We start from the raw sequence: 21,626 nt of genomic DNA on the forward strand, positions 1-21,626 counted from the left end.
GGTCACCCCAGCTCGCCGGCGCGCCACCGCACGGCCACGTGCTCGAGCTGCTCGGCGGTGCGGACCAGCCGCGCGGCCGAGCGGGTCAGCGCCGCCCCGGCGTCGTCCTCGGGGGCGATCCAGCTGGAGTCGGCGTGGTGGGCGCGGCCGATCGCGAGGACGCGGCAGAACGCGGCGGCCCGCTCCAGCGTGACCGCGAAGTCGCCCTCGGCGACCCCGCGCAGGACCTGGTCCACGACGGTCGCGACCTCCTGCGGGCCGGGCGGGTCGGCGACCCCCGCGACGACCTCCAGGACGGGGGCGTGGCGGCGGCCCTCGGCGAACTGCCGGGAGACGGCCACGGGCTGGCGGTGGACCCACGTCCGCAGCACGTACAGCCGCCACAGGGCGCCGGCGAGGGAGTCGGCGGGCGCGTCGGCCCACAGGTCGGCGATGACCTCCAGGCCCTCGTCCTGGGCCAGGCGGACCACGCGGCGGGTCACCTCCGCGTCCTGCGCGGAGCGGGCGCCGTGGACCAGGGCGCTGGCCGCGGCGTGCGCGGCCTCCTGCACGGCCGAGGGGTCCACGCCCCCGGCCAGGGCGACGATGGCCTCGTCCCCGGGCAGGGCCGGGCGGTGGTGGTGGCGGCGCGACGGCGGGACGGGTTCGGGCACGGGGACGATGGTGTCACCCGCCGCCGGCGCGCTCAGCCGCGGAAGGGCGGCGGCGGGACGGCCAGCGTCGCCCGGGGGCAGTCCCGCAGGCGCAGCCCGCCGTGGCCGAGGGCCTCGTCGCACAGCGACTCCACGCTCCAGCCGAGCTGGCTGCCGAAGAGGGTGACGGTCACGCGGTAGATCGTGATCTCGTACTTCGTGGGGGTGCCGTAGGCGACGTGGATGCGGCCGATCAGCTCGGCGCCCGCGACGTTGTCGGCCCCGTGCCACGGGCGGTCGTAGCGGCTCCACAGCGACGGGCCGGCCTGCCACACGCCGCCGTTCTGCACGTCGCGCAGCGCGAGCTCGACGAGGACGGACCGGGCCGCCTCCTCGGGCACGATGGCCGCCGGCCGGATGACCTCGGAGACCTCGCCGACGTCGCCGGCGACGACGCCGCGACCCGCGGTCCGGCTGGTCTGGTCGTCCACGGTGGGCCCCCTCCGGTCCTGGCGCGGCGGTCCGGTGACCGCCGCGTGCGCGCGCTGCTGGTGCCCCGGCACCGCTGCGGCGCGCGGGGGACCGTGGGTCCATCGGCGGCGGTGACCGCCGACTTGAGCGGACCGGACGCGCCGGTCCGGTGCGGACGCTGGCCGCGAGCGTGATCCGTGGGGCATGATGACCCCCGTACGTGCAGCACGTCGTGTAGTCGAGCATCACCGTCAGTCGTCTGCGTTCGTGAGGTCGTTGGGGAAGACGTCCCTCACAACCCCGCAGAAGGAGACAGGCGTGTCCGGTGCGACGACCCGCGGTGTGCTCTTCGTGCACTCCGCACCGCGAGCGCTCGTCCCTCACATCGAGTGGGCTGCCGGCGGTGTCCTCGGCGTGCGTGCGTCCTTCGACTGGACGAGCCAGCCGGTCGCCCCGGGCTGCCTGCGCGCCGAGCACTCCTGGCAGGCGCCGCAGGGCACCGGAGCCCTCATCGCCTCCGCGCTGCGCGGCTGGTCGCACCTGCGCTTCGAGGTCACCGAGGAACCGTCCCAGGGCTGCGACGGGGGCCGCTGGAGCCACACGCCGGCCCTGGGCATCTTCCACGCCGCCACCGACGTCCACGGCAACGTCCAGGTGCCCGAGGACCGCGTCCACGCGGCCATGGAGCTGCTCAGCCACGGCGACGCCGCCGGGGCCCGCCGCGCCCTGGCCCTGGCCGTCGGCGAGGCCTGGGACTGCGAGCTGGAGGCGTTCCGCCACGCCGGGGACGACACCCCCGTGCGCTGGCTGCACCAGGTCGGCTGAGACCCGACCCCGCACGGTCCCCTCAGCACGCAGTACGCAGCACGCCCCCGCCCCGGGGACCGGGACGGGGGCGTGCTGCGTGCGGGGCGGCTCAGCGGGAGGCGAACACCGCGCTGACGTTGTGACCGCCGAAGCCGAAGGCGTTGTTCACGCCGACGAGCTGCCCGGTCGCCGGCAGCGGCCGCGGGTCCTTGCGCACCACGTCGAGCGTGATCTGCGGGTCGAGGTCGTCGACGTTGATCGTCGGCGGCGCCAGCCGGTCGCGCAGGGCGAGGATCGTGAAGATGCTCTCGACCGCCCCGGCGGCCCCCAGCAGGTGACCGGTCATCGACTTCGTCGAGGACACCGCGATGCCGTCGACGGCGTCGCCCAGGGCCAGCCGCAGCCCCTTGTCCTCGGCGATGTCGCCGACCGGGGTGGAGGTCGCGTGCGCGTTCACGTGCACCACGTCCGCCGGGGTCAGCCCCGCCTGGGCCAGGCCGTCGAGGATGGCCCGGCTCACCCCCGCGCCCTCGGGCTCGGGGGCCGCCACGTGGTAGGCGTCGGCCGACAGGCCCGTCCCCAGGACGTCGGCGTAGATGCGGGCCCCGCGCCCCTGCGCGTGCTCCTCCGACTCCAGGACGAGGATCCCCGCGCCCTCGCCGAGCACGAACCCGTCGCGGGCGGTGTCGAAGGGCCGCGACGCCCGCTCGGGGTCCTCGTTGCGCTTCGACATGGCGTGCATCGAGGTGAACGACGCGATCGGCAGCGGGTGGATCGCGGCCTCGGTGCCGCCGCAGATCACGATGTCGGCGCGCCCGGAGCGGATCATCTCGGCGCCGTAGGCGATGGCCTCGGCCCCCGAGGCGCACGCGCTGACGGGGGTGTGCGCCCCGGCGCGCGCGGTGAACTCGATGCTGATGGCCGCGGTCGGGCCGTTGGCCATGAGCATCGGCACGGTCAGGGGCAGGACGCGGCGCGAGCCCTTCTCCTTGAGCGTGTCGTAGGCGGTCAGGAGGGTCCAGATGCCGCCGATCCCCGTCGCCACGACCGAGCCCAGGCGCAGCGGGTCCACCTCGGGGGAGCCGGCGTCGGCCCAGGCCTCCCGGGCGGCGATGACCGCGAACTGCTGGGAGGGGTCCAGCCGCTTGATCTCCCGCCGCTCCAGCACGCTGTCGGCGCGCACGGCGGCCTGGGCGGCGAACGACACGGGCAGGTCGAACTGGTGGATCCAGTCGTCGGTGATGGGGCGCGCGCCGGAACGGCCGGCGAGCGCGCTCTCCCAGCTGGTGGGGACGTCGCCGCCGAGCGGTGTCGTGGCGCCCAGCCCGGTGACGACGACGCGGCGCGACGAGGTCGTCGCGGTCGACGGGGTCGACGGGGTCGTGGTCATGGTCGGTCAGCTCCTCCTGGAACTCAGACGGCGAAGGGGTGGTGCGAGGTGGCCGGCCCGCGAGCGCGGGCCGGCCGGGGGTGGGCCCGAGTCAGCCCTGGGCCTGCGAGATGTAGGCGACGGCGTCGCCCACGGTGCGCAGGTTCTTGACGTCCTCGTCGGGGATGCGGACGGAGAACTTCTCCTCCGCGTTGACGACGATGGTCATCATCGACAGCGAGTCGATGTCGAGGTCGTCGGTGAACGACTTGTCCGCGAGGACGCTGTCGGTGGGCAGGCCCGTCTCCTCGTTGACGATCTCGGCGAGACCGCTGAGGATCTCCTGCTCACTGGCCATGCGTGGCTCCTCCATGTGGACGGCGGCCCGTCGTGGACCGCCGGAACGACCTGACCGCGGTTCACGGCCAGGAGACAGCCCGGCTACGGGAGCCGGACGACCTGGGCGGCGTAGGACAGGCCCGCGCCGTAACCGATCAGCAGCGCCAGACCACCGGCGGGGGCGTCCCCGTCGGCCGTCGCGCGCTCGAGCGCCAGCGGGATCGAGGCCGCGGACGTGTTGCCCGAGTCCACGATGTCCCGGGCGATGTGGACGGTGTCGGGCAGCTTGAGCTGCTTGACCATCGCGTCGATGATCCGCGCGTTGGCCTGGTGGGGGACGAACACGTCGATGTCCTGGGCCTGGACGCCGGCCGCGTCGAGGGCGGCCTGGGCGACGGGCGCCATCTGCCAGACGGCCCAGCGGAAGACCGACTGCCCCTGCTGCTCCAGGTAGGGCCAGCGCTCGACGTCGCCGACCTCGGCGGGGTCCTCCGCGGCCAGGGCCGCGTCGGGGGTGGGGGCCGAGCGCAGGTCCAGCCAGGAGAACTTCGAGCGGATCAGCTCGGCCTGGCCGCCGTCCGAGCCCCACACCGTGGGGCCCACGCCGGCCTCCTCGGAGCGGCCGACGACGACGGCCCCGGCGCCGTCGGCGAACAGGAAGGCCGTGGAGCGGTCGTGCTTGTCGGTGAAGTCGGACAGCTTCTCGGCGCCGACGACCAGCACGTTGCGGGCGGTGCCGCCGCGCACGAGGTCGGTGGCCAGGGCGATGCCGTGGCAGAACCCGGCGCAGCCGGCCGAGACGTCGAAGGCGGCCGCCGGCGTCGCGCCCAGGCGGTGGGCGACCACGGCCGCGGCGGCCGGGGTCTGGTACGGGTAGGAGACCGTGGCGAGGATGACGGCGTCGACGTCGGAGCCGTCGAGCCCGGCCGCGGCCAGCGCCTTGGCCCCCGCGTCCTCGCTCATGTCGACCACCGAGACGTCCGGCGCGGCCCAGCGGCGGGTCCGGATGCCGGTGCGCTGCTGGATCCACTCGTCGGAGGAGTCGATCCAGGTGCACACCTCCTCGTTGTCGATGATGCGCGGCGGGCGGTGCGCGCCGACGCCGAGGACGGCGGCCTGGTGGGTCGCAGCGGTCTTGATCGCGGTCACAGGGCGGCCTCCGTCGTGGTCAGCGTGGCGGCCCGGCCACCGTGGTCGGCGATCATCGCGCGGGCCCGGTCGAGGTCGTCGGGCGTCTTCAGCGCCAGGACCTCCACACCCTTCAGTGTGCGCTTGGCCAGGTTGGTCAGGGTCCCCGCGGGGGGCACCTCGATCAGGCCGGTCACGCCCAGGCGCGCGAACGTCTCGGTCACCAGGTCCCAGCGCACCGGCCGGGAGACCTGCGCGACCAGGCGCTGCAGGAACCGCGCCCCGTCGGTGACCAGCTCCCCGTCGGCGTTCGCGGCGATCGGCACGGCGGCGGTGCCGGGGTCGACGCCGGCCGCCAGCTGCTCCAGCGCGCCGACCGCGGGGGCCATGTGGTCGGTGTGGAAGGCCCCGGCGACCTGCAGCGGGACCACGCGGGCCTTGGCCGGCGGATCCGCGGCGAGGGCGGCCAGGGCGTCCAGGGTGCCGGCGGCGACGACCTGGCCGCCGCCGTTGGCGTTGGCCGCGGTCAGCCCCAGCGCCGCCAGCCGCGCGGCGACCTCCTCGGCGTCGCCGCCGAGCACGGCGCTCATCCCGGTGGGGGAGGCGGCGGCGGCCGCGGCCATCCCGCGCCCGCGCTCGCGGACCAGGACCAGGGCCTGCTCGGGGGTGAGGGCGCCGGCGGCGGCCGCGGCGGTCAGCTCGCCGACGGAGTGGCCGGCGACCGCGCCGACCGGGCCGGCGAGGTCGGCGGGGGAGGCGAACAGCTCGCGCAGCCCCAGCAGGCCCGCGGCGACGATGAGCGGCTGGGCGACGGCCGTGTCGCGCAGGGTGTCGGCGTCGGAGACCGTGCCGTGGGCGGTCAGGTCCTCGCCCACGACGGCCGAGGCCCACCGCAACCGGTCCGCGACACCCGGCAGGTCGAGCCAGGGGGCGAGGAAGCCGGGCGACTGGGAGCCCTGGCCGGGGAACACGAGAACGAGCACCGGCTCAGACTGCCCTCCGCAGCGCGGTGGGGGCGGTCACGACGCTGACCGACTTCGCGCGTGTCCCTTGTAGGGATCCTCCAACGACGAGGACGCGGAGGCACCTGCGGGCGGTCACCGGTGGTGAACGCTCAGTGCGGATCGGGGGTGCCGGCCCGCCGTGCCGCGGGTGTCGCCTCGCCCCGCGCACCCGGCGCGACCTGCGACAACCGCCCCAGCGCCAGCGCCGTCTGCAGCACGAACCGCTCCCGCGGCGCCGACGGCGTCCAGCCCGACACCTCCGCCACCCGCCGCAACCGGTAGCGCACCGTGTTGGCGTGGACGAACAGCGACCGCGCGCACGCCTCCAGCGACCCGCCGTGCGCCAGGTACGCCGTGAGCGTCTCCAGCAGCGCCCCGCCGGCCTCCACGAGCGGCACGTAGGCGCGGTCGACCAGGGCCCGGCGCGCCGTCGCGTCCCCGGACAGGGCCCGCTCGGGCAGCAGGTCGTCGGCCAGCACCGGTCGCGGGGCCTCCGGCCACGCGCGCGCGGCGACCACCCCCGCCTGGGCCGCGCGCGCCGAGCGCGCCGCCACCGGCAGGCTGCCCACGGTCGGCCCCACCACCACCGGCCCGGGACCGAACTCCGTCCGGGCCAGCAGGTCCGCCGTCGCCAGGGCGTCCACCGCCCCGGACAGCACGACGACGAGCCGGTCGCCCTGGACCCCCACGAGGGCCTCCCCGCCGCCCTGGCGGGCCAGCGACCGCACCCGCGCCACCGCCCCGGCCGAGGTCTGGTCCCCCGAGGGGCCGATGACCACCGCCGTCGGCGCGTCCAGCGTCCAGCCCAGCGCGGCGGCCCGGGAGGCGATGGTGTCCTCCCCGTCCCCGCGCAGCACCGCGTCGACGACCAGCGCCTCCAGCCGCGCGTCCCACGCCCCGCGCGCCTCCGCGGCCCGCGCGTAGACGGCGGCCGCCGCGAAGGCGACCTCGCGGGAGTACCGCAGCAGCGCCTCGCGCGCCACGACCTGCTCACCGGGGTCGCCGTCGCCCACGACGGCGTCCAGCCCCTCCTCGACGACCGTGATCGCCGTCCGGACCAGCTCCACGGTCTGCTGCAGCGTCACCGAGCGCATCAGCTCCTGCGGCGCGGTGCCGAAGACGGCCGTGCCGGCCAGCACGTCCGGGTCCGGCTCGGACAGCCAGCGCAGGAAGTCGCCGAACCCGGCCTGCGCGACCAGCCCCACCCACGACCGCTCGTCGGCCGGCAGCGCCGCGTACCAGGGGTGGTCGGCGTCCATCCGCGCCGCGATGGCCGAGGCGAAGGAGCCCTGGGCCTGCTCCAGGCGACGGACCGTCGCGGGCGACAGCTCGGTCCGCTCATCTGGCACCCCGTGAGCGTAGGGGGTCACCGGGCCCCGCGCCGGGGCGCGGACGGCGGACGGCCGCCCGCGACGGTGCAGCACCGTCCCGGGCGGCCGTCCGCCGCCGTCAGCCGCCGGTCAGCTCTCGCCGCCGGCGTTGCCGCTGCGCCCGGCGCGCACGTCGTGCAGCCGGTACTTCTCGATGGCCTGACCCGGCGCCCGCCAGTCGACCTCGCCGCGCTTGGCGAGCATCTCCAGGGCGCGGACCGCGACCGAGGGGCCGTCGATGTGGAAGTACCGGCGGGCCGCGGCGCGGGTGTCGGACAAGCCGAACCCGTCCGCGCCCAGGGAGGCGAACTCGCCCGGGACCCACTGCGCGATCTGGTCGGGCACCTGGCGCATCCAGTCGCTCACGGCCACCACCGGGCCGGGGGCGTCCTTCAGCTTCTGCGCCACGAAGGGGACCTGCGGCTCGTCGCCGGGGTTGAGGAACGCGTGCTCGTCGCAGGCCAGGCCGTCGCGGCGCAGCTCGTTCCAGCTCGTGACCGACCACACGTCGGCGACCACGCCGAAGTCGTCGCGCAGCAGCTGCTGCGCCTCCAGCGCCCACGCCACCCCGACCCCGGAGGCGAGCAGCTGGGTCCGCGGCCCGTCGCCCTGGCCGGTCGAGACCCTGTGCATGCCGCGCAGGATCCCCTCCACGTCCACGCCCTCGGGCTCGGCCGGCTGGACGGCCGGCTCGTTGTAGACCGTCAGGTAGTAGATGAGGTTCTCGGGGTCCTCGCCGTACATCCGGCGCAGGCCGTCCTTGACGATGTGCCCGATCTCGTACGCGTACGCCGGGTCGTAGGACACGACCGCGGGGTTCGTCGCGGCCAGCAGCAGCGAGTGCCCGTCGGCGTGCTGCAGGCCCTCACCGGTCAGCGTGGTCCGGCCCGCGGTGGCGCCGATCATGAACCCGCGGGCCATGGTGTCGGCCGCGGCCCAGATGTTGTCGCCGGTGCGCTGGAACCCGAACATCGAGTAGAAGACGTAGATCGGGACCATCGGCTGGCCGTGCGTCGCGTACGACGACCCGGCCGCGGTGAACGCGGCGAGCGAGCCGCCCTCGTTGATGCCGACGTGCAGGATCTGACCCTGCTGGGACTCCTTGTAGGCGAGCATCAGCTCGCGGTCCACGGAGGTGTAGTTCTGCCCGTGCGGGTTGTAGATCTTGATCGTCGGGAACAGCGAGTCCATCCCGAAGGTGCGGGCCTCGTCGGGGATGATCGGCACGACCCGCGCGCCGAACTCCTTGTCCCGCATGAGGTCCTTGAGGAGCCGGACGAACGCCATGGTGGTGGCGATCTCCTGCTTGCCCGAGCCCTTGGCCGCGATCTTGTACGAGTCGTCGCCGGGCAGGTGCAGCGGCGCGTGCTGGACGCGGCGCTGCGGGACGGGCCCGCCGAGGTCGGCGCGGCGCTTGCGCAGGTACTGGATGGCCTCGTCGCCGTCACCGGGGTGGTAGTACGGCGGGCGGTAGGGGTCTTCCTCGAGCTGCTCGTCCGAGATCGGGATCCGCAGCGAGTCGCGCAGGAGCTTGAGGTCCTCCAGCGTGAGCTTCTTCATCTGGTGGGTCGCGTTGCGGCCCGCGAAGTGCGGGCCGAGCCCGTAGCCCTTGATGGTCTTGGCCAGGATCACCGTCGGCTGCCCGGTGTGGTTCATCGCCGCCTGGTAGGCCGCGTAGACCTTGCGGTAGTCGTGGCCGCCGCGCTTGAGGTTCCACACCTCGTCGTCGGACATGCCCTCGACGAGCTTGGCCGTGCGCGGGTCGCGCCCGAAGAAGTTCTCCTTGACGAAGGCGCCGTTCTCGGCCTTGAACGTCTGGTAGTCCCCGTCGGGGGTGGCGTTCATGAGGTTCACCAGGGCGCCCTGGTGGTCCTGGGCCAGCAGCGTGTCCCACTCCCGGCCCCACAGGACCTTGATGACGTTCCAGCCCGCGCCGCGGAAGAACGCCTCCAGCTCCTGGACGATCTTGCCGTTGCCGCGGACCGGGCCGTCGAGGCGCTGCAGGTTGCAGTTCACGACGAACGTGAGGTTGTCCAGCTCCTCGTAGGCCGCGAGCTGGGCGAAGCCGCGCGACTCCGGCTCGTCCATCTCGCCGTCGCCCAGGTAGGCCCAGACGTGCTGCTGCGAGGTGTCCTTGAAGCCGCGGTTGTGCAGGTACTTGTTGAACTGCGCCTGGTAGATCGCGTTCGCCGGGCCCAGGCCCATCGAGACCGTCGGGAACTCCCAGAAGTCCGGCATGAGCCGGGGGTGGGGGTAGGACGACAGGCCGTGGGGAGCCTTGGAGACCTCCTGGCGGAAGCCGTCGAGCTGCTCGGTGCTCAGCCGGCCCTCGAGGAAGGCGCGGGCGTACACCCCGGGGGAGGCGTGCCCCTGGATGAAGACCTGGTCACCGCCGCCGGCGTGGTCCTTGCCGCGGAAGAAGTGGTTGAACCCCACCTCGTACAGCGTCGCCGACGACGCGTACGTCGAGATGTGCCCGCCGACGCCGATGCCGGGCTGCTGGGCGCGGTGCACCATGACCGCGGCGTTCCAGCGGATCCAGGCGCGGTAGCGGCGCTCGACGTCCTCGTCCCCGGGGAACCACGGCTCGCTCTCGGGGCCGATGGTGTTGATGTAGTCGGTCGCGGTGAGGCTGGGGACGCCGACCTGGCGCTCGCGGGCCCGCTGCAGCAGCTGCAGCATCAGGTACCGCGCGCGGTTCTGGCCGCGCTCGTCGACGATCCCGTCGAGGGAGGCCAGCCACTCGGCCGTCTCCTCCGGGTCGATGTCCGGCAACTGCGACGGCAGGCCGTTGAGGATGGGGCCCTTGCCGGCGGGTGCTCCCGCTTCATCGCGTCTGGCCACGGTGGTGGTCCTCCCGCATTCGTCGAGGGTCCGCCCCACCCGGGTGGAGGCGGGGGTCGGACCCAGTGGTGGGTTCAGGTTAGGACGGGCGCCGGGTGCGGACCCACCCCGGTCCCCGCCGGTGGGCCCAGGCGCGCCGCGCCCGCGTACACGTTGGCCGTCGGGGGGCGCAGGAAGCCGAGCAGCGTCATCCCGGCCTCGCGCGCCAGCGACACCGCCAGCGAGGAGGGGGCCGAGACCGCCGCGAGCACCGGGACCCCGGCCATCGCCGCCTTCTGCACCAGCTCGAAGGAGGCGCGGCCGGAGACGACGAGGACCCGCCCGCGCAGCGGGAGCTGACCCGAGCGCAGCGCCCAGCCCACGACCTTGTCGACGGCGTTGTGCCGGCCGACGTCCTCGCGCAGGCACAGCAGCCGCCCGCCGGCGTCGAACAGGCCCGCGGCGTGCAGCCCCCCGGTGCGCTCGAAGGCGGACTGGGCGGCCCGCAGCGCGTCCGGCAGGGCGGCCAGCACGTCCACCGGCACCCGCACGTCGTCGCCGTGCAGCGCCGCGGGCACCCGGTCCAGGACGTCCTCGACGCTCACCGACCCGCACACCCCGCACGCCGAGGTCGTCGTGAACGGCCGCGCCACCCGCCGCCCGGCCAGCCGGGAGCCGGGGCGCGCGCCGATGCGCAGCAGGTTCGAGACCGCCGCCGGCTGCCCGTCGGCGGCGCAGTGCCGCATGGACACGACGTCGCCGGCCTCGCGCAGCAGCCCCTCGGCGTGCAGGAAGCCCAGCGCCAGCTCGACGTCGTGCCCGGGGGTGCGCATCGTGACGGTCAGCTCCTCGCCGTCCACGACCAGCTGCAGGGGTTCCTCGACGGCCAGGGCGTCGGCGCGGTCCCGGGGCGCACCGGTGCTCAGGTCGAGCCGGGTCGTGCGGGTGCGCACCGACGAGACTGCCACCCCCACAGCCTCCCACCGGTGCGCGCGGGGGGCAGCGTGGAGGGTCCGTGATCGGCTCGTGGGCGCTCCGTCTTGCGCTGGGCACCGTTCCTCCGCTCCACTAGGAGGTCAAGACCACCAGCGTCCCCACCTCCAGGGGGCCACGAGGAAGGTAGGACACCAGTGGGTGCGACCGCGGACCCTGCGGCGGATGTGGCTGCAGCGGCCAAGCTGGGCTTCAAGTCCGGGCAACTGGTCCAGGAGTTCGGCTGGGACGAGCAGGTCGACGAGGACTTCCGGGTGGCCGTCGAGGAGATCGTCGGCAGCGAGCTCCTGGACGAGGACGCCGACGACGTCGCCGACGTCGTCCTGTGCTGGTACCGGGAGGGCGACGGCGACCTGGTCGACGCGCTCGTCGACTCCATCACCAACCTCGCCGAGGGCGGCATCGTCTGGCTGCTGACCCCGAAGAAGGGCCGGCCGGGCCACGTGAACGCCTCCGAGATCGACGAGGCCGCCCCCACGGCCGGCCTGCACGCCACCTCCAGCGTGAGCGCGTGCGCGAACTGGGCCGGGACCCGGATGACGACGCCGAAGAACGGGCGCCGCTGAACCCGGCGGTCGGGGACGCCTTCCCGGTCCCCGACGCCGTGGTCCCCGACCAGCACGGTGAGCGCGTCGCGCTGCGCGAGCTGTGGGAGCAGGGCCCGGCGCTGCTGGTGTGCGTCCCGGCGGCGTTCTCCACCCACTGCACGGCCGAGCTGGGGGCGCTGGCGTTCGAGATCGACCGCTTCGACGCCGCCGGGGTCCAGCTCGCGGCGCTGTCGTGCGACCCGGTCCCGGCGCTGCGGGCGTGGGCCGACGACCGCGTCTACCCGTTCCCGCTGCTCAGCGACTTCTGGCCGCACGGCGCGGTCAGCCGCGCCCTGGGCGCCTTCGACGCCGAGCGCGGGGTGGCGCAGCGGCTGTCGCTGCTCGTCGAGGACGGGCGGGTGCGCTGGGTGCTGCGCGGCGAGCACGACGCGCCCCGGTCCCTGCGGGCGCACCTGGCGGCGCTGGCGCCGTGAGCGGGCCGGCGGTGCGGTCCGCGGGGTGGGCCCGGCCGGGCTCGAACCGACGACAGCCGCGGTGTAAGCGCGGTGCTCTACCAACTGAGCTACGGGCCCCTCGTCGGCCGCTGACGACCCGACGGGACCACGGTAGCCGTTAGTGTCAGCGTCCGTGATCGCCTCCGGCCCCGACGCACCGACCCTGCGGCAGGTCATCGACGTCCTGGAGTCCCTGCACCCCCCGGGGTGGGCCCAGCCCTGGGACGCCGTCGGGCTCGTGTGCGGGGACCCCGCCGCGCCCGTGCGCCGGGTCCACTTCGCCGTCGACCCGACCACCGAGGTCGTCGAGGAGGCCGTCGCGGCGGGCGCGGACCTGCTCGTCACCCACCACCCGCTGCTGCTGCGGCCGGTGAACTCCGTCGCGGCCACGACGTTCAAGGGCGCCGTCGTGCACCGGGCCGTCACGGCCGGGCTGGCGATCCACGTGGCCCACACCAACGCCGACGCCGGGGCCCCGGGGGTCTCCGACGCCCTCGCGCGCGTGCTCGACCTGGACCACCTCGTGCCGCTGGAGCCGCTGCCGGACCGGCCCGACCTGGGGATCGGCCGCGTCGGGGACCTCGCGGCGCCCGAGCGCCTCGGCGACTTCGCCGACCGGGTGGCGGCCGCGCTGCCGGAGACCGAGCAGGGGGTGCGGGTGGCCGGGGACCCCGACGCCCTCGTGCGCCGCGTCGCCGTCTGCGGCGGCTCCGGCGACAGCCTGTTCGACCGGGTCCGCGCCAGCGGGGCCGACGTCTACGTCACGGCCGACCTGCGCCACCACCCCGCCTCCGAGGCCCGCGAGCGCGCGGCGTTCGAGGACGGGCGCCCGTACCTCGTCGACGTCGCCCACTGGGCCAGCGAGTGGCCCTGGCTGGCCGGGTGCGCCGACCGCCTGGTGGCCGCGCTCGCCGGCGACGGCCGTACCGTTGAGGCCCACGTGTCCACCACGCGCACCGATCCCTGGACGTTGCGCGTCCCCAGCCGAGGAGAGTGAGCGGGGCGATGCCCAAGGCTCCCGCGATCGACCAGCAGCGTCTGCTGGACCTGCAGACCGTCGACACGCGGCTGGCGCAGCTCGCGCACCGCCGGTCGACGCTGCCCGAGCAGACCGAGCTCGACGGGCTCGTCCAGGAGCGCCGCCGGTCCGCGGACATGCTCGTCGCGGCCCGCACGCTCGTCGGCGACGTCGAGCGCCAGGTCGCCAAGGCCGAGGCCGACGTCGCGCAGGTCCGCGACCGCGCGCAGCGCAACGCGAAGCGGCTGGAGGCGGGGGTCGGCTCGCCCAAGGACCTGCAGGGGCTGCAGCACGAGCTGGAGTCGCTGGCCCGCCGCCAGGGCGTCCTGGAGGACGAGGAGCTGGTCGTCATGGAGCGGCTGGAGCAGGTGCAGTTCGCCGCCGCCGAGCTGGCGACGACCGACACCGAGCTGGCCGAGCAGATCGACGACGTCACCGCCCGCCGGGACGCCGCCCTCGCCGAGATCGCCGCGGAGGAGACGGCCGTCCTGGCCCGCCGGCAGGCGATCGTCATGGGGATCGACGACGCGCTCGTCGCCCTGTACGAGAAGGTCCGGGCCCCGCGCGGCGGGGTCGGGGCGGCGCTGCTGCGCTCGCGCCGCTGCGGCGGCTGCCAGCTGGAGCTGAACGCCTCGGACCTCTCCGAGATCCGCAAGGCCGCCCCCGACGACGTCGTGCACTGCGAGGAGTGCGGGCGGATCCTGGTGCGCACGGAGGAATCCGGGTTGTGAGCAGGGTCCTGCGCGTCGAGGCCGACGGCGGCTCGCGGGGGAACCCGGGGCCGGCGGGCTTCGGGGCGGTCGTCAAGGACGCGGCGACCGGCGAGGTGCTCGCCGAGGTCGCCGAGTCGATCGGGCGGGCCACCAACAACGTCGCCGAGTACCGGGGCCTGATCGCGGGGCTGCGGGCCGCGCAGGCGGTCGACCCCGACGCGCGCGTCGAGGTGCGGATGGACTCCAAGCTCGTCGTGGAGCAGATGTCCGGGCGCTGGCAGGTCAAGCACGCGGACATGCGGGTGCTCGCGCAGGAGGCCCGGTCGCTGGCCGGGCCGCACGTCGACTTCGGCTGGATCCCGCGGGCGCAGAACTCCCACGCCGACCGGCTGGCGAACGAGGCGATGGACGCGGCGGCCGCGGGCCGGCAGTGGCAGCGGGCCACCGCCCCCACCGCCCCCGCGGCGTCCCCCGCGTCCGCCCCGGCCGGCCCCGACGCCCCGCCGACCACGCTGGTGCTCGTCCGCCACGGCTCGACCGCCCTGACCGAGCAGCGTCGCGTGTGCGGCCGCCGCGGGCAGGACCCGGAGCTGTCCGAGCTGGGGCTGGCGCAGGCCCGGGCCGCGGCGGACTGCCCGGAGGTGGCGGGGGCCGCGGTCGTCCTGTCCTCCACGATGCGGCGCTCGCAGCAGACGGCGCAGGTCGTCGCCGACCGCCTGGGCCTGCCGGTCCACGTGGACCGGCAGTGGGACGAGACGGACTTCGGCGAGTGGGACGGGCTCACCACGCCCGAGGTGGTCCGCCGCTGGCCGCGGGAGTTCGCCGCCTGGGACGCCTCGGGGGCCGTGGCCCCGCCGGGGGGCGAGTCGCTGGAGACCGTCGAGCGGCGGGTGCTCGCCGCCCGCGACGCGCTGCTGGCGCGCTGGGGCGGCGAGCGGGTGGTCCTGGTGACCCACGGCGACCCGCTGCGGGTGCTGCTGCGGTCGGTGCTGGGGGTGGGGGCGCAGGCGCAGCGCCGGATCCACGTCGACCCCGGGTCCCGGACGCTGCTGCGCTACCGCGCCGACGGCTCCTCGGAGGTGCTGGCGGTCAACCGGGTCTGAGCCCGGTGCCGGCCGGCCCCGTCGCCCGCGTCGCCCGCGTCGAGCCGGCTCGGCCACCACACCCGGCGGCCGAGCAGCGCGAACAGCGCGGGCACGAGGACCGTCCGCACGACCAGCGTGTCCAGCAGCACCCCGATCCCGACGACCACGCCGATCTGGGTGAGCACGATGAGCGGCAGCACCCCCAGGACGGCGAACACCGCGGCGAGCAGGATCCCGGCGCTGGTGATGACCCCGCCGGTGACGGCGACGCCGAGGCGGGTCGCCTCCCGGGTCCCCAGGGCGGGGGTCTCCTCCCGGATCCGGGTGACGAGGAAGATGTTGTAGTCGACGCCCAGGGCGACGAGGAACAGCAGGGACAGCAGGGGGACGGAGTTGTCCAGGGCCGGCATCCCCGCCAGCTGCGTGAAGATGAGGTTCGCCGCGCCGAGGGCGGCCAGGTAGGTCGCCAGCACGGTCGCCACGAGCAGCAGCGGCGCGACGACCGAGCGCAGCAGGACCACGAGCACGACCAGGACGACCAGCACGACCAGCGGGGTGACGACGAGGAGGTCGCGCACGGTCGCGGTGCGGCTGTCCAGCGACTCGGCCTCGGTGCCGCCGACGAGGGCGTCGGGGGCGACCTCGTGCACGGCCTCGCGCAGCCGTTCCACGACTTCTCGGCCGGCGGCGGAGCCGGGTTCGGTCTCGAAGGTGGCCAGGACCTCGGTGAGGCCGTCGGCGGTGCGGCCGGGGCGGACCGCGCCGATGCCCTCGACGCCCTGCGCGGCGGCGACCACCGGCGCGGGGTCGGCACCGCCGGGGACGAGGATCCGGGCCGGTTCGGCCGCGGCCCCGGGGAAGGCGCGGGCCAGCGTCTCGGCGCCGTCGGCCGACTCGGCCGCGACGCGGAACTGCTCGGTCTGGGACAGGCCCAGGGTGGCCCCGCCCAGCCCGGCGGCCATGGCCGCCAGCAGCACCAGGGTCCCGGCCACGACCCGGACGGGGCGGGCGAGCACGGCCCCGGCGATGCGCGACCAGGTCCCGGTGCGGGTGGGCTCGGCCGAGCCCTCGGCGGGCACGAAGGGCCAGAACAGCTTGCGCCCGCACACGACCAGGGCGCTGGGCAGCACGAGCAGCCCGAACAGGAGGGCGACGACGACGCCGATGGCGGCGTCGCGGCCGATGGTGCGGCTGCTGGGCAGGACGGCGGCCTGCAGGGTCAGCAGGGCCAGGACGACGGTGGTGGCGCTGGCGAGGATCGCCGGGCCCGCGCCGCGCAGCGCGGTGCGCATGGCGCTGCGGCGGTCGGGGTCGCGGCGCAGCTCCTCGCGGTAGCGGGCGATGAGCAGCAGGGCGTAGTCGGTGCCGGCGCCGAAGACGAGGACGCTGGTGATGCCGGTGGCCGAGGGGTCCACCGGGGTGTCGGTGAGGCGGCCGATGAGCTCCAGCAGCCGCACGGTCACCTGGTCGGCGAGGCCGACGACGGCCAGCGGCACGAGCCACAGGACGGGGGAGCGGTAGGTGACGAGCAGGAGCAGGGCCACGACGCCGGCGGTGACGAGCAGCAGGCGGGTGTTGGCGCCGGTGAAGGCGTCGGCGCTGTCGACGCCGAAGGCGGGTCCGCCGGTCACCTCGACGACCAGCCCGGCGGGCAGGTCCTGCCGGGCGCGCTCGCGGACGTCGCCGACGACGGCGGCCAGCTCCTCGCGGGTGCCGTCGGCCTGCACGGGGACGGTCACGAGGGCGACCTCGCCGTCCTGGCTGGGGACGGGGGTGCCGAGCGCGGCGGCGGCCGCGAGGTCGGCGGGGGTGAGGGTGGAGCCGGCGCGGGAGTAGACGACGAGCAGGGTGCCGCGCCCGTCGTCGGGGAGGCGCTCGGCCAGTTCGGCGGCGCGCACGGACTCCGAGGTGGCCGGTGGGCCGCCGTTGCCGGAGGAGCCCTCCGGGGCGCTGCCGCTGACGGCGCTCACCGTGCCGGCGAACAGCACGGCGGCCAGCAGGACCAGCCACGCGGTGATCCGCCCGGTCAGGACGTTCATCATTCCCTCTTCCCGTGAACCTCTCAGTGACTAAGATTTGTAGCGCGCGAGCGGTAGGATGGCAACCCGATGAGCACGTACCGACCCCGAGACACCCCCCGCGCCCGCCTCGAGCGGGAGATCGTCGACGAGCTGCGCGACCTCGTGGGCGTCTCCGAGCGCATCGTCGACGCCTTCGCCGCCCGGCACGGCCTGCACCCCACCGACCTGCAGGCCCTCATTCACGTCATGCGCCGTGAGATCGCCGGGGACCCGCTGACCGCCGGGGAGCTCGCGGGCCTGCTCGACGTCACCACCGGCGCCGCCACCGGGGTCGTCGACCGCCTCGAGCGCCACGGCCACCTGCGCCGCGACCGCGGCGACACCGACCGCCGCAAGGTCTACCTGCGCTACGCCGACCCCGGGATGGAGCTGGCCCGGGAGTTCTTCGCCCCGCTCGCCCGGCGCAGCGACGCGGTGCTGGCGCAGTTCGACGACGCCGAGCTCGACGTCGTGCACCGCTTCCTCACCGGCATGGGCCGCGCGTTCACCGAGCGGCACCGCGAGCTGTGAGCCCCGGGCTCACCCGCGGCGCAGGTAGCGCAGCACCGCCACCACCCGCCGGTTCTCCTGCGCGCTCGGCGGCAGGTCCAGGGTGGTGAAGATGCCCGCGACGTGCTTCTCCACGGCGCGCTCACCGATCACGAGCCGCGTCGCGATGGCCGCGTTCGACAGCCCCTCGGCCATCGCGGCCAGCACCTCCAGCTCGCGCGGGGTCAGCTCGGCCAGCGCGTCGCGCCCCCGCCGCACCAGCTGCGCCACGACCTCGGGGTCCAGCGCCGTCCCGCCCGCCGCGACCCGCTCCACCGCGTCCAGGAACTCGCGCGAGTCGGCCACCCGGTCCTTCAGCAGGTAGCCCACCCCCGCGGCGGACTCGCCGATCAGGTCGCGCGCGACCCGGTGCTCCACGTACTGCGAGAACACCACGACCGGCAGCCCCCGGCGCCGGCGCCGGCACTCCAGCGCCGCCCGCAGGCCCTCGTCGGTGTGGCCCGGCGGCATCCGGACGTCGGTGACGACGACGTCGGGCAGCTCGGCCCCCACCGCCGCGACCAGCTGCTCCCCGTCGCCCACGGCGGCCACGACGCGGTGACCGCGCAGCTCCACCAGCCGGACCAGGCCCTCGCGCAGGATCGCGGAGTCCTCGGCCAGGACCACCCGCAGCGCGCTCACGCGCGCACCGGCAGGTCGAGGTGGACCCGCGTGCCCCGCCCCGCGGGGCTGTCCAGGCGCAGGCTCCCGTCGACCGCCGCGACCCGCTCGGTCAGCCCCCGCAGCCCGCTGCCGCGCCCGGGGTCGGCGCCGCCGCGGCCGTCGTCGCCCACCTCCAGCCGCAGCCGCCGCCGGGTGGCCCGCACCCGCAGCCACGCCCGCTCCGCGCCGGCGTGCCTGGTCGCGTTGGCCAGCAGCTCCGCGACGCAGAAGTAGGCCATCGTCTCGATGGCGGGGGACAGGGCCACGCCCCGCAGGTCGACGTCGGCCTCGACGGGCAGCCCGGCCTGCTCCGCCAGCGTCGTCAGCGCCGGTCCCAGCCCCTCGTCCAGGGCCGGGGGGTGGATGCCCCGGATGATGGTGCGCAGCTCGCCGATCGCCTCGCGGGTCGTCGCGTGCGCCACGTCCAGCAGCTCACCGGCCCGCTCCGGGTCGGCGCGCAGCCGGTCCCGGGCCAGGTCGACGTGCAGCGCGATGGCCGTCAGCCGGGCCTGGGTGCCGTCGTGCAGGTTCCGCTCGATGGCCCGCACCTCCGCCGCCGAGCCCTCCAGGACCGCCGAGCGGCTGCGCCGCAGGCGGTCGGAGTCGGGGTCCAGACCGCTCGTGGCCCGCACCAGCGCCGCCTGCACCAGCACCGCCAGCCGCAGCAGCCACGGACCGGCGAACACCAGCACCAGCAGCGCCAGCACCGTCCCCACCCAGCCCGGGGTCCCCGCGGTGGTCACCGCGACGGCGTCCACCGCGACGCTCAGGACGGCCAGCGGGGCGCCCAGCCCCAGCACGGCCAGCGGGGCCTGGACCAGCAGGAACCCGATCGCCCCCCACCCCGCCGGGTCGCTGAGCGTGCGCAGCAGCCCGTCCACCGGGCCGCGCCCGCGCGGGCGCGGCGCCGGGTCGGGCACCGGCACCCCCAGCAGGCGGCGGGCCAGCCGCCGGTGCACCCGGCCCAGGCCGCGGGCGCAGGTCAGGGCCAGGGCCACCACCGGCAGGCCCAGGAAGGTCAGCGACAGCACCACCCCGAGCAGCAGCAGCACGACGACCAGCAGGCCGACGGGGGCCAGCAGCAGCGCCCGCACCTGGTAGCCGACCTCGCGCCGGGTGCGGGCCGAGACCGGCGCGCGCAGCACCGCCCGACCCCACGCCGCGCGTCCCGGCACCGCGATCCCCGCCACGTCCCCGACGGTAGCGACCCCGCGGCGCCCGGTCCCTCGTGCTGGCACGAGCGCCCGGTGGCGGCTCCCACGAGACCCGACCGGTCGGCCCGCGCCCTGGGACGGCGATCTCCCGACGGCGACGGTGGAGACGTTGCACCGCAACGTGTTCGCTGCCCCCTTCGTCGTGGAGGTCCCGGTGTTCCCGCTCCCCTTCGCCCCCGCCTGCCGCACCGCCGCCGTCCCCGTCCTCGCCCTGGCCTGCCTCCTCGCGGGCCTGCTCGGGCTCGGGGTCGCGCCCCCGGCCGCCCCCGCCGCCGCACCGGTCACGACCGTGCCCGCCACCGGCCTCGCCGACGTCTACGCCCAGCACCGGCAGGCCGCGCGCACCGGCCCCGGGCGGCGGTTCCTCACCTACGACCGCGCCGGCCGCGGCCTGGTCACCGAGGTCCTCGGCGACCTGCGCTCCGCCCCGACCGTCGCCGTCCTCGTCGGCGGGGTCGGCACCGACCTGGCCACCTACGAGCGCGGGACCCTGCGCGCCGGGGCCCGGGCCCTGGCCGCGCCGGGCCGGGCCGTCGTCGCCTGGGCCGACTACGTCAGCCCCGCCTCCCTGGGCCCCGACGCCGCCGGGCCCGACCTCGCCCGCACCGGCGGGGACCGGCTGCGGACCTTCCTGGACAGCCTGCACGCGCACACCGCCGCGACCCGCGTCGTGCTCGTCTGCCACAGCTACGGCAGCGCGGTCTGCGCCGCGGCGCTCGCCGACGGCCGCGCCCACGGCGTCGGGGACGTCGTCGACCTCGCGAGCCCGGGCGTGGGTGACGGCGACCTGCCCGAGGGGGTCCGGCGGTGGACGGCCACGGCCCCGGACGACCCGATCCGGTTCGTCCCGCACGTCCGCCTCGGGGGCCTGGGGCTGGGGGAGGACCCCGCCGCGACCCCCGGCGCGCGCCGGCTGCCGGTGCCCGCCGACGGCGGCCACGACGGGTACCTGGTGGCGGGCAGCCCCACCCTGGCGGCGGTGCAGGCGCTCCTCAGCGCGTGAGCTGCAGGGCGGCCACGGCGAGCGGGACGCAGACCAGGGCCCCGACCAGCCCCAGCGCGGCGAAGCGGGGCAGCGAGATCGCGACCCCGCGGGCCCGGCAGCGGTCCAGCCACAGCAGCGTCGCCAGCGAGGCCCACGGGGTGACCAGCGGCCCCAGGTTCACCCCGATCAGCACCGCCAGGAGCCGGTGGGCGCTGCCCGCCAGCGGCTCCACGGCCAGGTAGGCCGGCAGGTTGTCGGCGACGTTGGCGGTCAGCGCGGCCGTCCCGGCCAGCTGCAGGTGGTCGGCGAACCCCTCGCCGGTCCCGCCCAGCGGGCGGAGCAGGTCCTCCAGGCCGTGCACCTGGGCCGCCTCGACGACGAGGAAGAGCCCGCTGACGAGCACGACCGTCTGCCAGGGCAGGAGCTTGACGGACAGCGCCTCGCGGCGGCGCACGGCGAAGACGACGACGAGGACGACGGCCGCCACGGTCGCGGGGACCGCCGGGGTGACGCCGCTGACGAAGGCCGGCGCCAGCAGCAGGCAGACGACGGCCGACGTCCGGAACAGGACGGGGTCGCGCCCCGGCGACGGCGGGGGCGCGTCGTAGCGCCCGCGCAGCCGCCGCCGGTAGGTCAGGCCCAGGACGAGGACCGCCCCCAGCAGACCCGCCAGGAACGGCGCCCACGACAGGGACGTGAACCCCACCGTCCCGCGCACGCCGAAGTCACCGAGGGTGTCCAGGGCGATGAGGTTCGTCAGGTTCGACACCGGCAGCAGCAGCGAGGCCGTGTTCGCCAGCCACACCGTCGTCACCGCGAACGGCAGCGGGTCCAGCCGCAGCTGCGCGGCGAGCGCCAGCACGACCGGGGTCAGCAGCACGGCCGTGGTGTCCAGCGACAGCACCACCGTCGCCAGCGTCCCGAGAGCCACGACCAGCAGCCACAGCAGCCACGTCCGGCCCCGCCCCACCCGCGCGGCCAGCCGCGCGGCCGCGTCGAACACCCCGGCCGCGTCGGCCAGCTCGGCCACGACCGTCACCGCGAGGAGGAAGGCCAGGACGGGCCCGGCCCGGCCGGCGACCTCGGCGATGTCGTCGCGCCCCAGCAGGCCCGCGACGACGACGACCAGCCCGGCGGTCCCGCACACCCACCACACGTCAGGCCGCCTCGACCTCGAGCGTCCACGACGCGCCGCGGCGCACGGGTTCCAGCAGCTTCGCCCCGAAGTGCTCCGAGACCGCGTCCAGCAGCCCACCGGGGTGGGGGGGGGGGGGGGGGGGGGGGGGGGGGGGGGGGGGGGGGGGGGGGGGGGGGGGGGGGGGGGGGGGGGGGGGGGGGGGGGGGGGGGGGGGGGGGGGGGG

The 21,626-nt window shown here is 76.0% G+C and carries 21 protein-coding genes and 1 tRNA gene; 8 read left to right on the plus strand and 14 right to left on the minus strand.

What is annotated here, in order from left to right:
• Positions 1-2: 2 nt before the first annotated feature.
• Both ACRYM6_RS19845 and ACRYM6_RS19850 read right to left on the minus strand, forming a co-directional pair.
• Positions 3-653, minus strand: a complete 651-nt coding sequence (locus tag ACRYM6_RS19845) for a hypothetical protein (protein WP_432544613.1) — start codon at positions 651-653, stop codon at positions 3-5.
• 32 nt (positions 654-685) lie between these two features.
• Positions 686-1,123: a hypothetical protein gene (locus ACRYM6_RS19850; RefSeq protein ID WP_432544614.1), complete on the minus strand. Its 438-nt coding sequence runs from the start codon at positions 1,121-1,123 to the stop codon at positions 686-688.
• A 298-nt stretch (positions 1,124-1,421) separates the two neighbouring features.
• On the opposite strand from ACRYM6_RS19850, the gene ACRYM6_RS19855 reads away from it, so the two are divergent.
• Entirely contained in the window at positions 1,422-1,928 is a 507-nt protein-coding gene (locus tag ACRYM6_RS19855; protein WP_432514146.1) for a DUF3145 domain-containing protein, read from the plus strand.
• 91 nt (positions 1,929-2,019) lie between these two features.
• Here the strand turns inward: ACRYM6_RS19855 and ACRYM6_RS19860 are convergent, their stop codons facing one another.
• From ACRYM6_RS19860 to fdhD, 7 genes are all read right to left on the minus strand, one after another.
• The gene (locus ACRYM6_RS19860; RefSeq protein WP_432544615.1) at positions 2,020-3,300 is read right to left on the minus strand and encodes a beta-ketoacyl-[acyl-carrier-protein] synthase family protein; all 1,281 of its coding nucleotides are present in this window, start codon (positions 3,298-3,300) and stop codon (positions 2,020-2,022) included.
• A 91-nt stretch (positions 3,301-3,391) separates the two neighbouring features.
• Positions 3,392-3,637, minus strand: coding sequence for an acyl carrier protein (locus tag ACRYM6_RS19865; protein WP_012086932.1), 246 nt, complete (start codon positions 3,635-3,637; stop codon positions 3,392-3,394).
• An 83-nt stretch (positions 3,638-3,720) separates the two neighbouring features.
• A complete protein-coding gene (locus ACRYM6_RS19870) occupies positions 3,721-4,767 on the minus strand; it encodes a beta-ketoacyl-ACP synthase III (protein WP_432544616.1) in 1,047 nt (348 codons plus the stop codon).
• Positions 4,764-5,729 (minus strand): ACP S-malonyltransferase, encoded by a 966-nt coding sequence (locus ACRYM6_RS19875; RefSeq protein ID WP_432544617.1) that lies wholly within the window; start codon positions 5,727-5,729, stop codon positions 4,764-4,766. The genes ACRYM6_RS19870 and ACRYM6_RS19875 overlap by 4 nt, the downstream gene beginning before the upstream one ends.
• A 131-nt stretch (positions 5,730-5,860) precedes the next feature.
• Entirely contained in the window at positions 5,861-7,120 is a 1,260-nt protein-coding gene (locus ACRYM6_RS19880) for a PucR family transcriptional regulator (protein WP_432544618.1), read from the minus strand.
• Between the two features lie 90 nt (positions 7,121-7,210).
• Complete coding sequence (gene aceE / locus ACRYM6_RS19885; protein WP_432544619.1) at positions 7,211-9,964, minus strand: pyruvate dehydrogenase (acetyl-transferring), homodimeric type; 2,754 nt, start codon at positions 9,962-9,964, stop codon at positions 7,211-7,213.
• Between the two features lie 74 nt (positions 9,965-10,038).
• Entirely contained in the window at positions 10,039-10,911 is an 873-nt protein-coding gene (fdhD, locus tag ACRYM6_RS19890) for a formate dehydrogenase accessory sulfurtransferase FdhD (RefSeq protein WP_432544620.1), read from the minus strand.
• Positions 10,912-11,073: 162 nt separating this feature from the next.
• Here fdhD and ACRYM6_RS19895 point away from each other — a divergent pair, with 162 nt between their 5' ends.
• Together ACRYM6_RS19895 and ACRYM6_RS19900 are read left to right on the plus strand one after the other, a co-directional pair.
• Positions 11,074-11,502, plus strand: coding sequence for a DUF3052 domain-containing protein (locus ACRYM6_RS19895; RefSeq protein ID WP_432544621.1), 429 nt, complete (start codon positions 11,074-11,076; stop codon positions 11,500-11,502).
• Positions 11,448-11,957 carry a redoxin domain-containing protein gene (locus ACRYM6_RS19900; RefSeq protein WP_432544622.1) on the plus strand — a complete coding sequence of 170 codons (510 nt, stop codon included), beginning with the start codon at positions 11,448-11,450 and terminating at the stop codon, positions 11,955-11,957. The genes ACRYM6_RS19895 and ACRYM6_RS19900 overlap by 55 nt, the downstream gene beginning before the upstream one ends.
• A 26-nt stretch (positions 11,958-11,983) precedes the next feature.
• On the opposite strand, the gene ACRYM6_RS19905 is transcribed toward ACRYM6_RS19900, so the two are convergent.
• Positions 11,984-12,056: transfer RNA gene (locus ACRYM6_RS19905), tRNA-Val, on the minus strand.
• Between the two features lie 43 nt (positions 12,057-12,099).
• Here ACRYM6_RS19905 and ACRYM6_RS19910 point away from each other — a divergent pair.
• The 3 genes from ACRYM6_RS19910 to ACRYM6_RS19920 are packed head-to-tail and all read left to right on the plus strand — an operon-like array spanning position 12,100 to position 14,812.
• Positions 12,100-12,975 (plus strand): Nif3-like dinuclear metal center hexameric protein, encoded by an 876-nt coding sequence (locus tag ACRYM6_RS19910; RefSeq protein WP_432544623.1) that lies wholly within the window; start codon positions 12,100-12,102, stop codon positions 12,973-12,975.
• Positions 12,976-12,983: 8 nt separating this feature from the next.
• Positions 12,984-13,727: a zinc ribbon domain-containing protein gene (locus tag ACRYM6_RS19915; RefSeq protein ID WP_432544624.1), complete on the plus strand. Its 744-nt coding sequence runs from the start codon at positions 12,984-12,986 to the stop codon at positions 13,725-13,727.
• On the plus strand, positions 13,724-14,812 hold the full coding sequence (locus tag ACRYM6_RS19920; protein WP_432544625.1) for a bifunctional RNase H/acid phosphatase: 1,089 nt from the start codon (positions 13,724-13,726) through the stop codon (positions 14,810-14,812). The genes ACRYM6_RS19915 and ACRYM6_RS19920 overlap by 4 nt, the downstream gene beginning before the upstream one ends.
• On the opposite strand, the gene ACRYM6_RS19925 is transcribed toward ACRYM6_RS19920, so the two are convergent.
• The gene (locus ACRYM6_RS19925) at positions 14,764-16,833 is read right to left on the minus strand and encodes an MMPL family transporter (protein ID WP_432544626.1); all 2,070 of its coding nucleotides are present in this window, start codon (positions 16,831-16,833) and stop codon (positions 14,764-14,766) included. The genes ACRYM6_RS19920 and ACRYM6_RS19925 overlap by 49 nt on opposite strands.
• 69 nt (positions 16,834-16,902) lie before the next feature.
• On the opposite strand from ACRYM6_RS19925, the gene ACRYM6_RS19930 reads away from it, so the two are divergent.
• Positions 16,903-17,385, plus strand: coding sequence for a MarR family winged helix-turn-helix transcriptional regulator (locus ACRYM6_RS19930; protein ID WP_432544627.1), 483 nt, complete (start codon positions 16,903-16,905; stop codon positions 17,383-17,385).
• Between the two features lie 9 nt (positions 17,386-17,394).
• Here ACRYM6_RS19930 and ACRYM6_RS19935 read toward each other — a convergent pair whose 3' ends face one another.
• Together ACRYM6_RS19935 and ACRYM6_RS19940 are read right to left on the minus strand one after the other, a co-directional pair.
• The gene (locus ACRYM6_RS19935; RefSeq protein WP_432544633.1) at positions 17,395-18,036 is read right to left on the minus strand and encodes a response regulator transcription factor; all 642 of its coding nucleotides are present in this window, start codon (positions 18,034-18,036) and stop codon (positions 17,395-17,397) included.
• Positions 18,037-18,041: 5 nt separating this feature from the next.
• On the minus strand, positions 18,042-19,256 hold the full coding sequence (locus ACRYM6_RS19940; RefSeq protein ID WP_432544628.1) for a sensor histidine kinase: 1,215 nt from the start codon (positions 19,254-19,256) through the stop codon (positions 18,042-18,044).
• 145 nt (positions 19,257-19,401) lie between these two features.
• Between ACRYM6_RS19940 and ACRYM6_RS19945 the strand changes: the two genes are divergently transcribed.
• Positions 19,402-20,283, plus strand: a complete 882-nt coding sequence (locus tag ACRYM6_RS19945) for an alpha/beta hydrolase (protein ID WP_432544629.1) — start codon at positions 19,402-19,404, stop codon at positions 20,281-20,283.
• Here the strand turns inward: ACRYM6_RS19945 and ACRYM6_RS19950 are convergent.
• The gene (locus tag ACRYM6_RS19950) at positions 20,273-21,412 is read right to left on the minus strand and encodes an SLC13 family permease (RefSeq protein ID WP_432544630.1); all 1,140 of its coding nucleotides are present in this window, start codon (positions 21,410-21,412) and stop codon (positions 20,273-20,275) included. The genes ACRYM6_RS19945 and ACRYM6_RS19950 overlap by 11 nt on opposite strands.
• Positions 21,413-21,626: the final 214 nt, after the last annotated feature.

Origin of the sequence: Kineococcus rugosus, from assembly GCF_050871975.1 — a bacterium.
In the GTDB taxonomy this organism is placed as follows: domain Bacteria; phylum Actinomycetota; class Actinomycetes; order Actinomycetales; family Kineococcaceae; genus Kineococcus.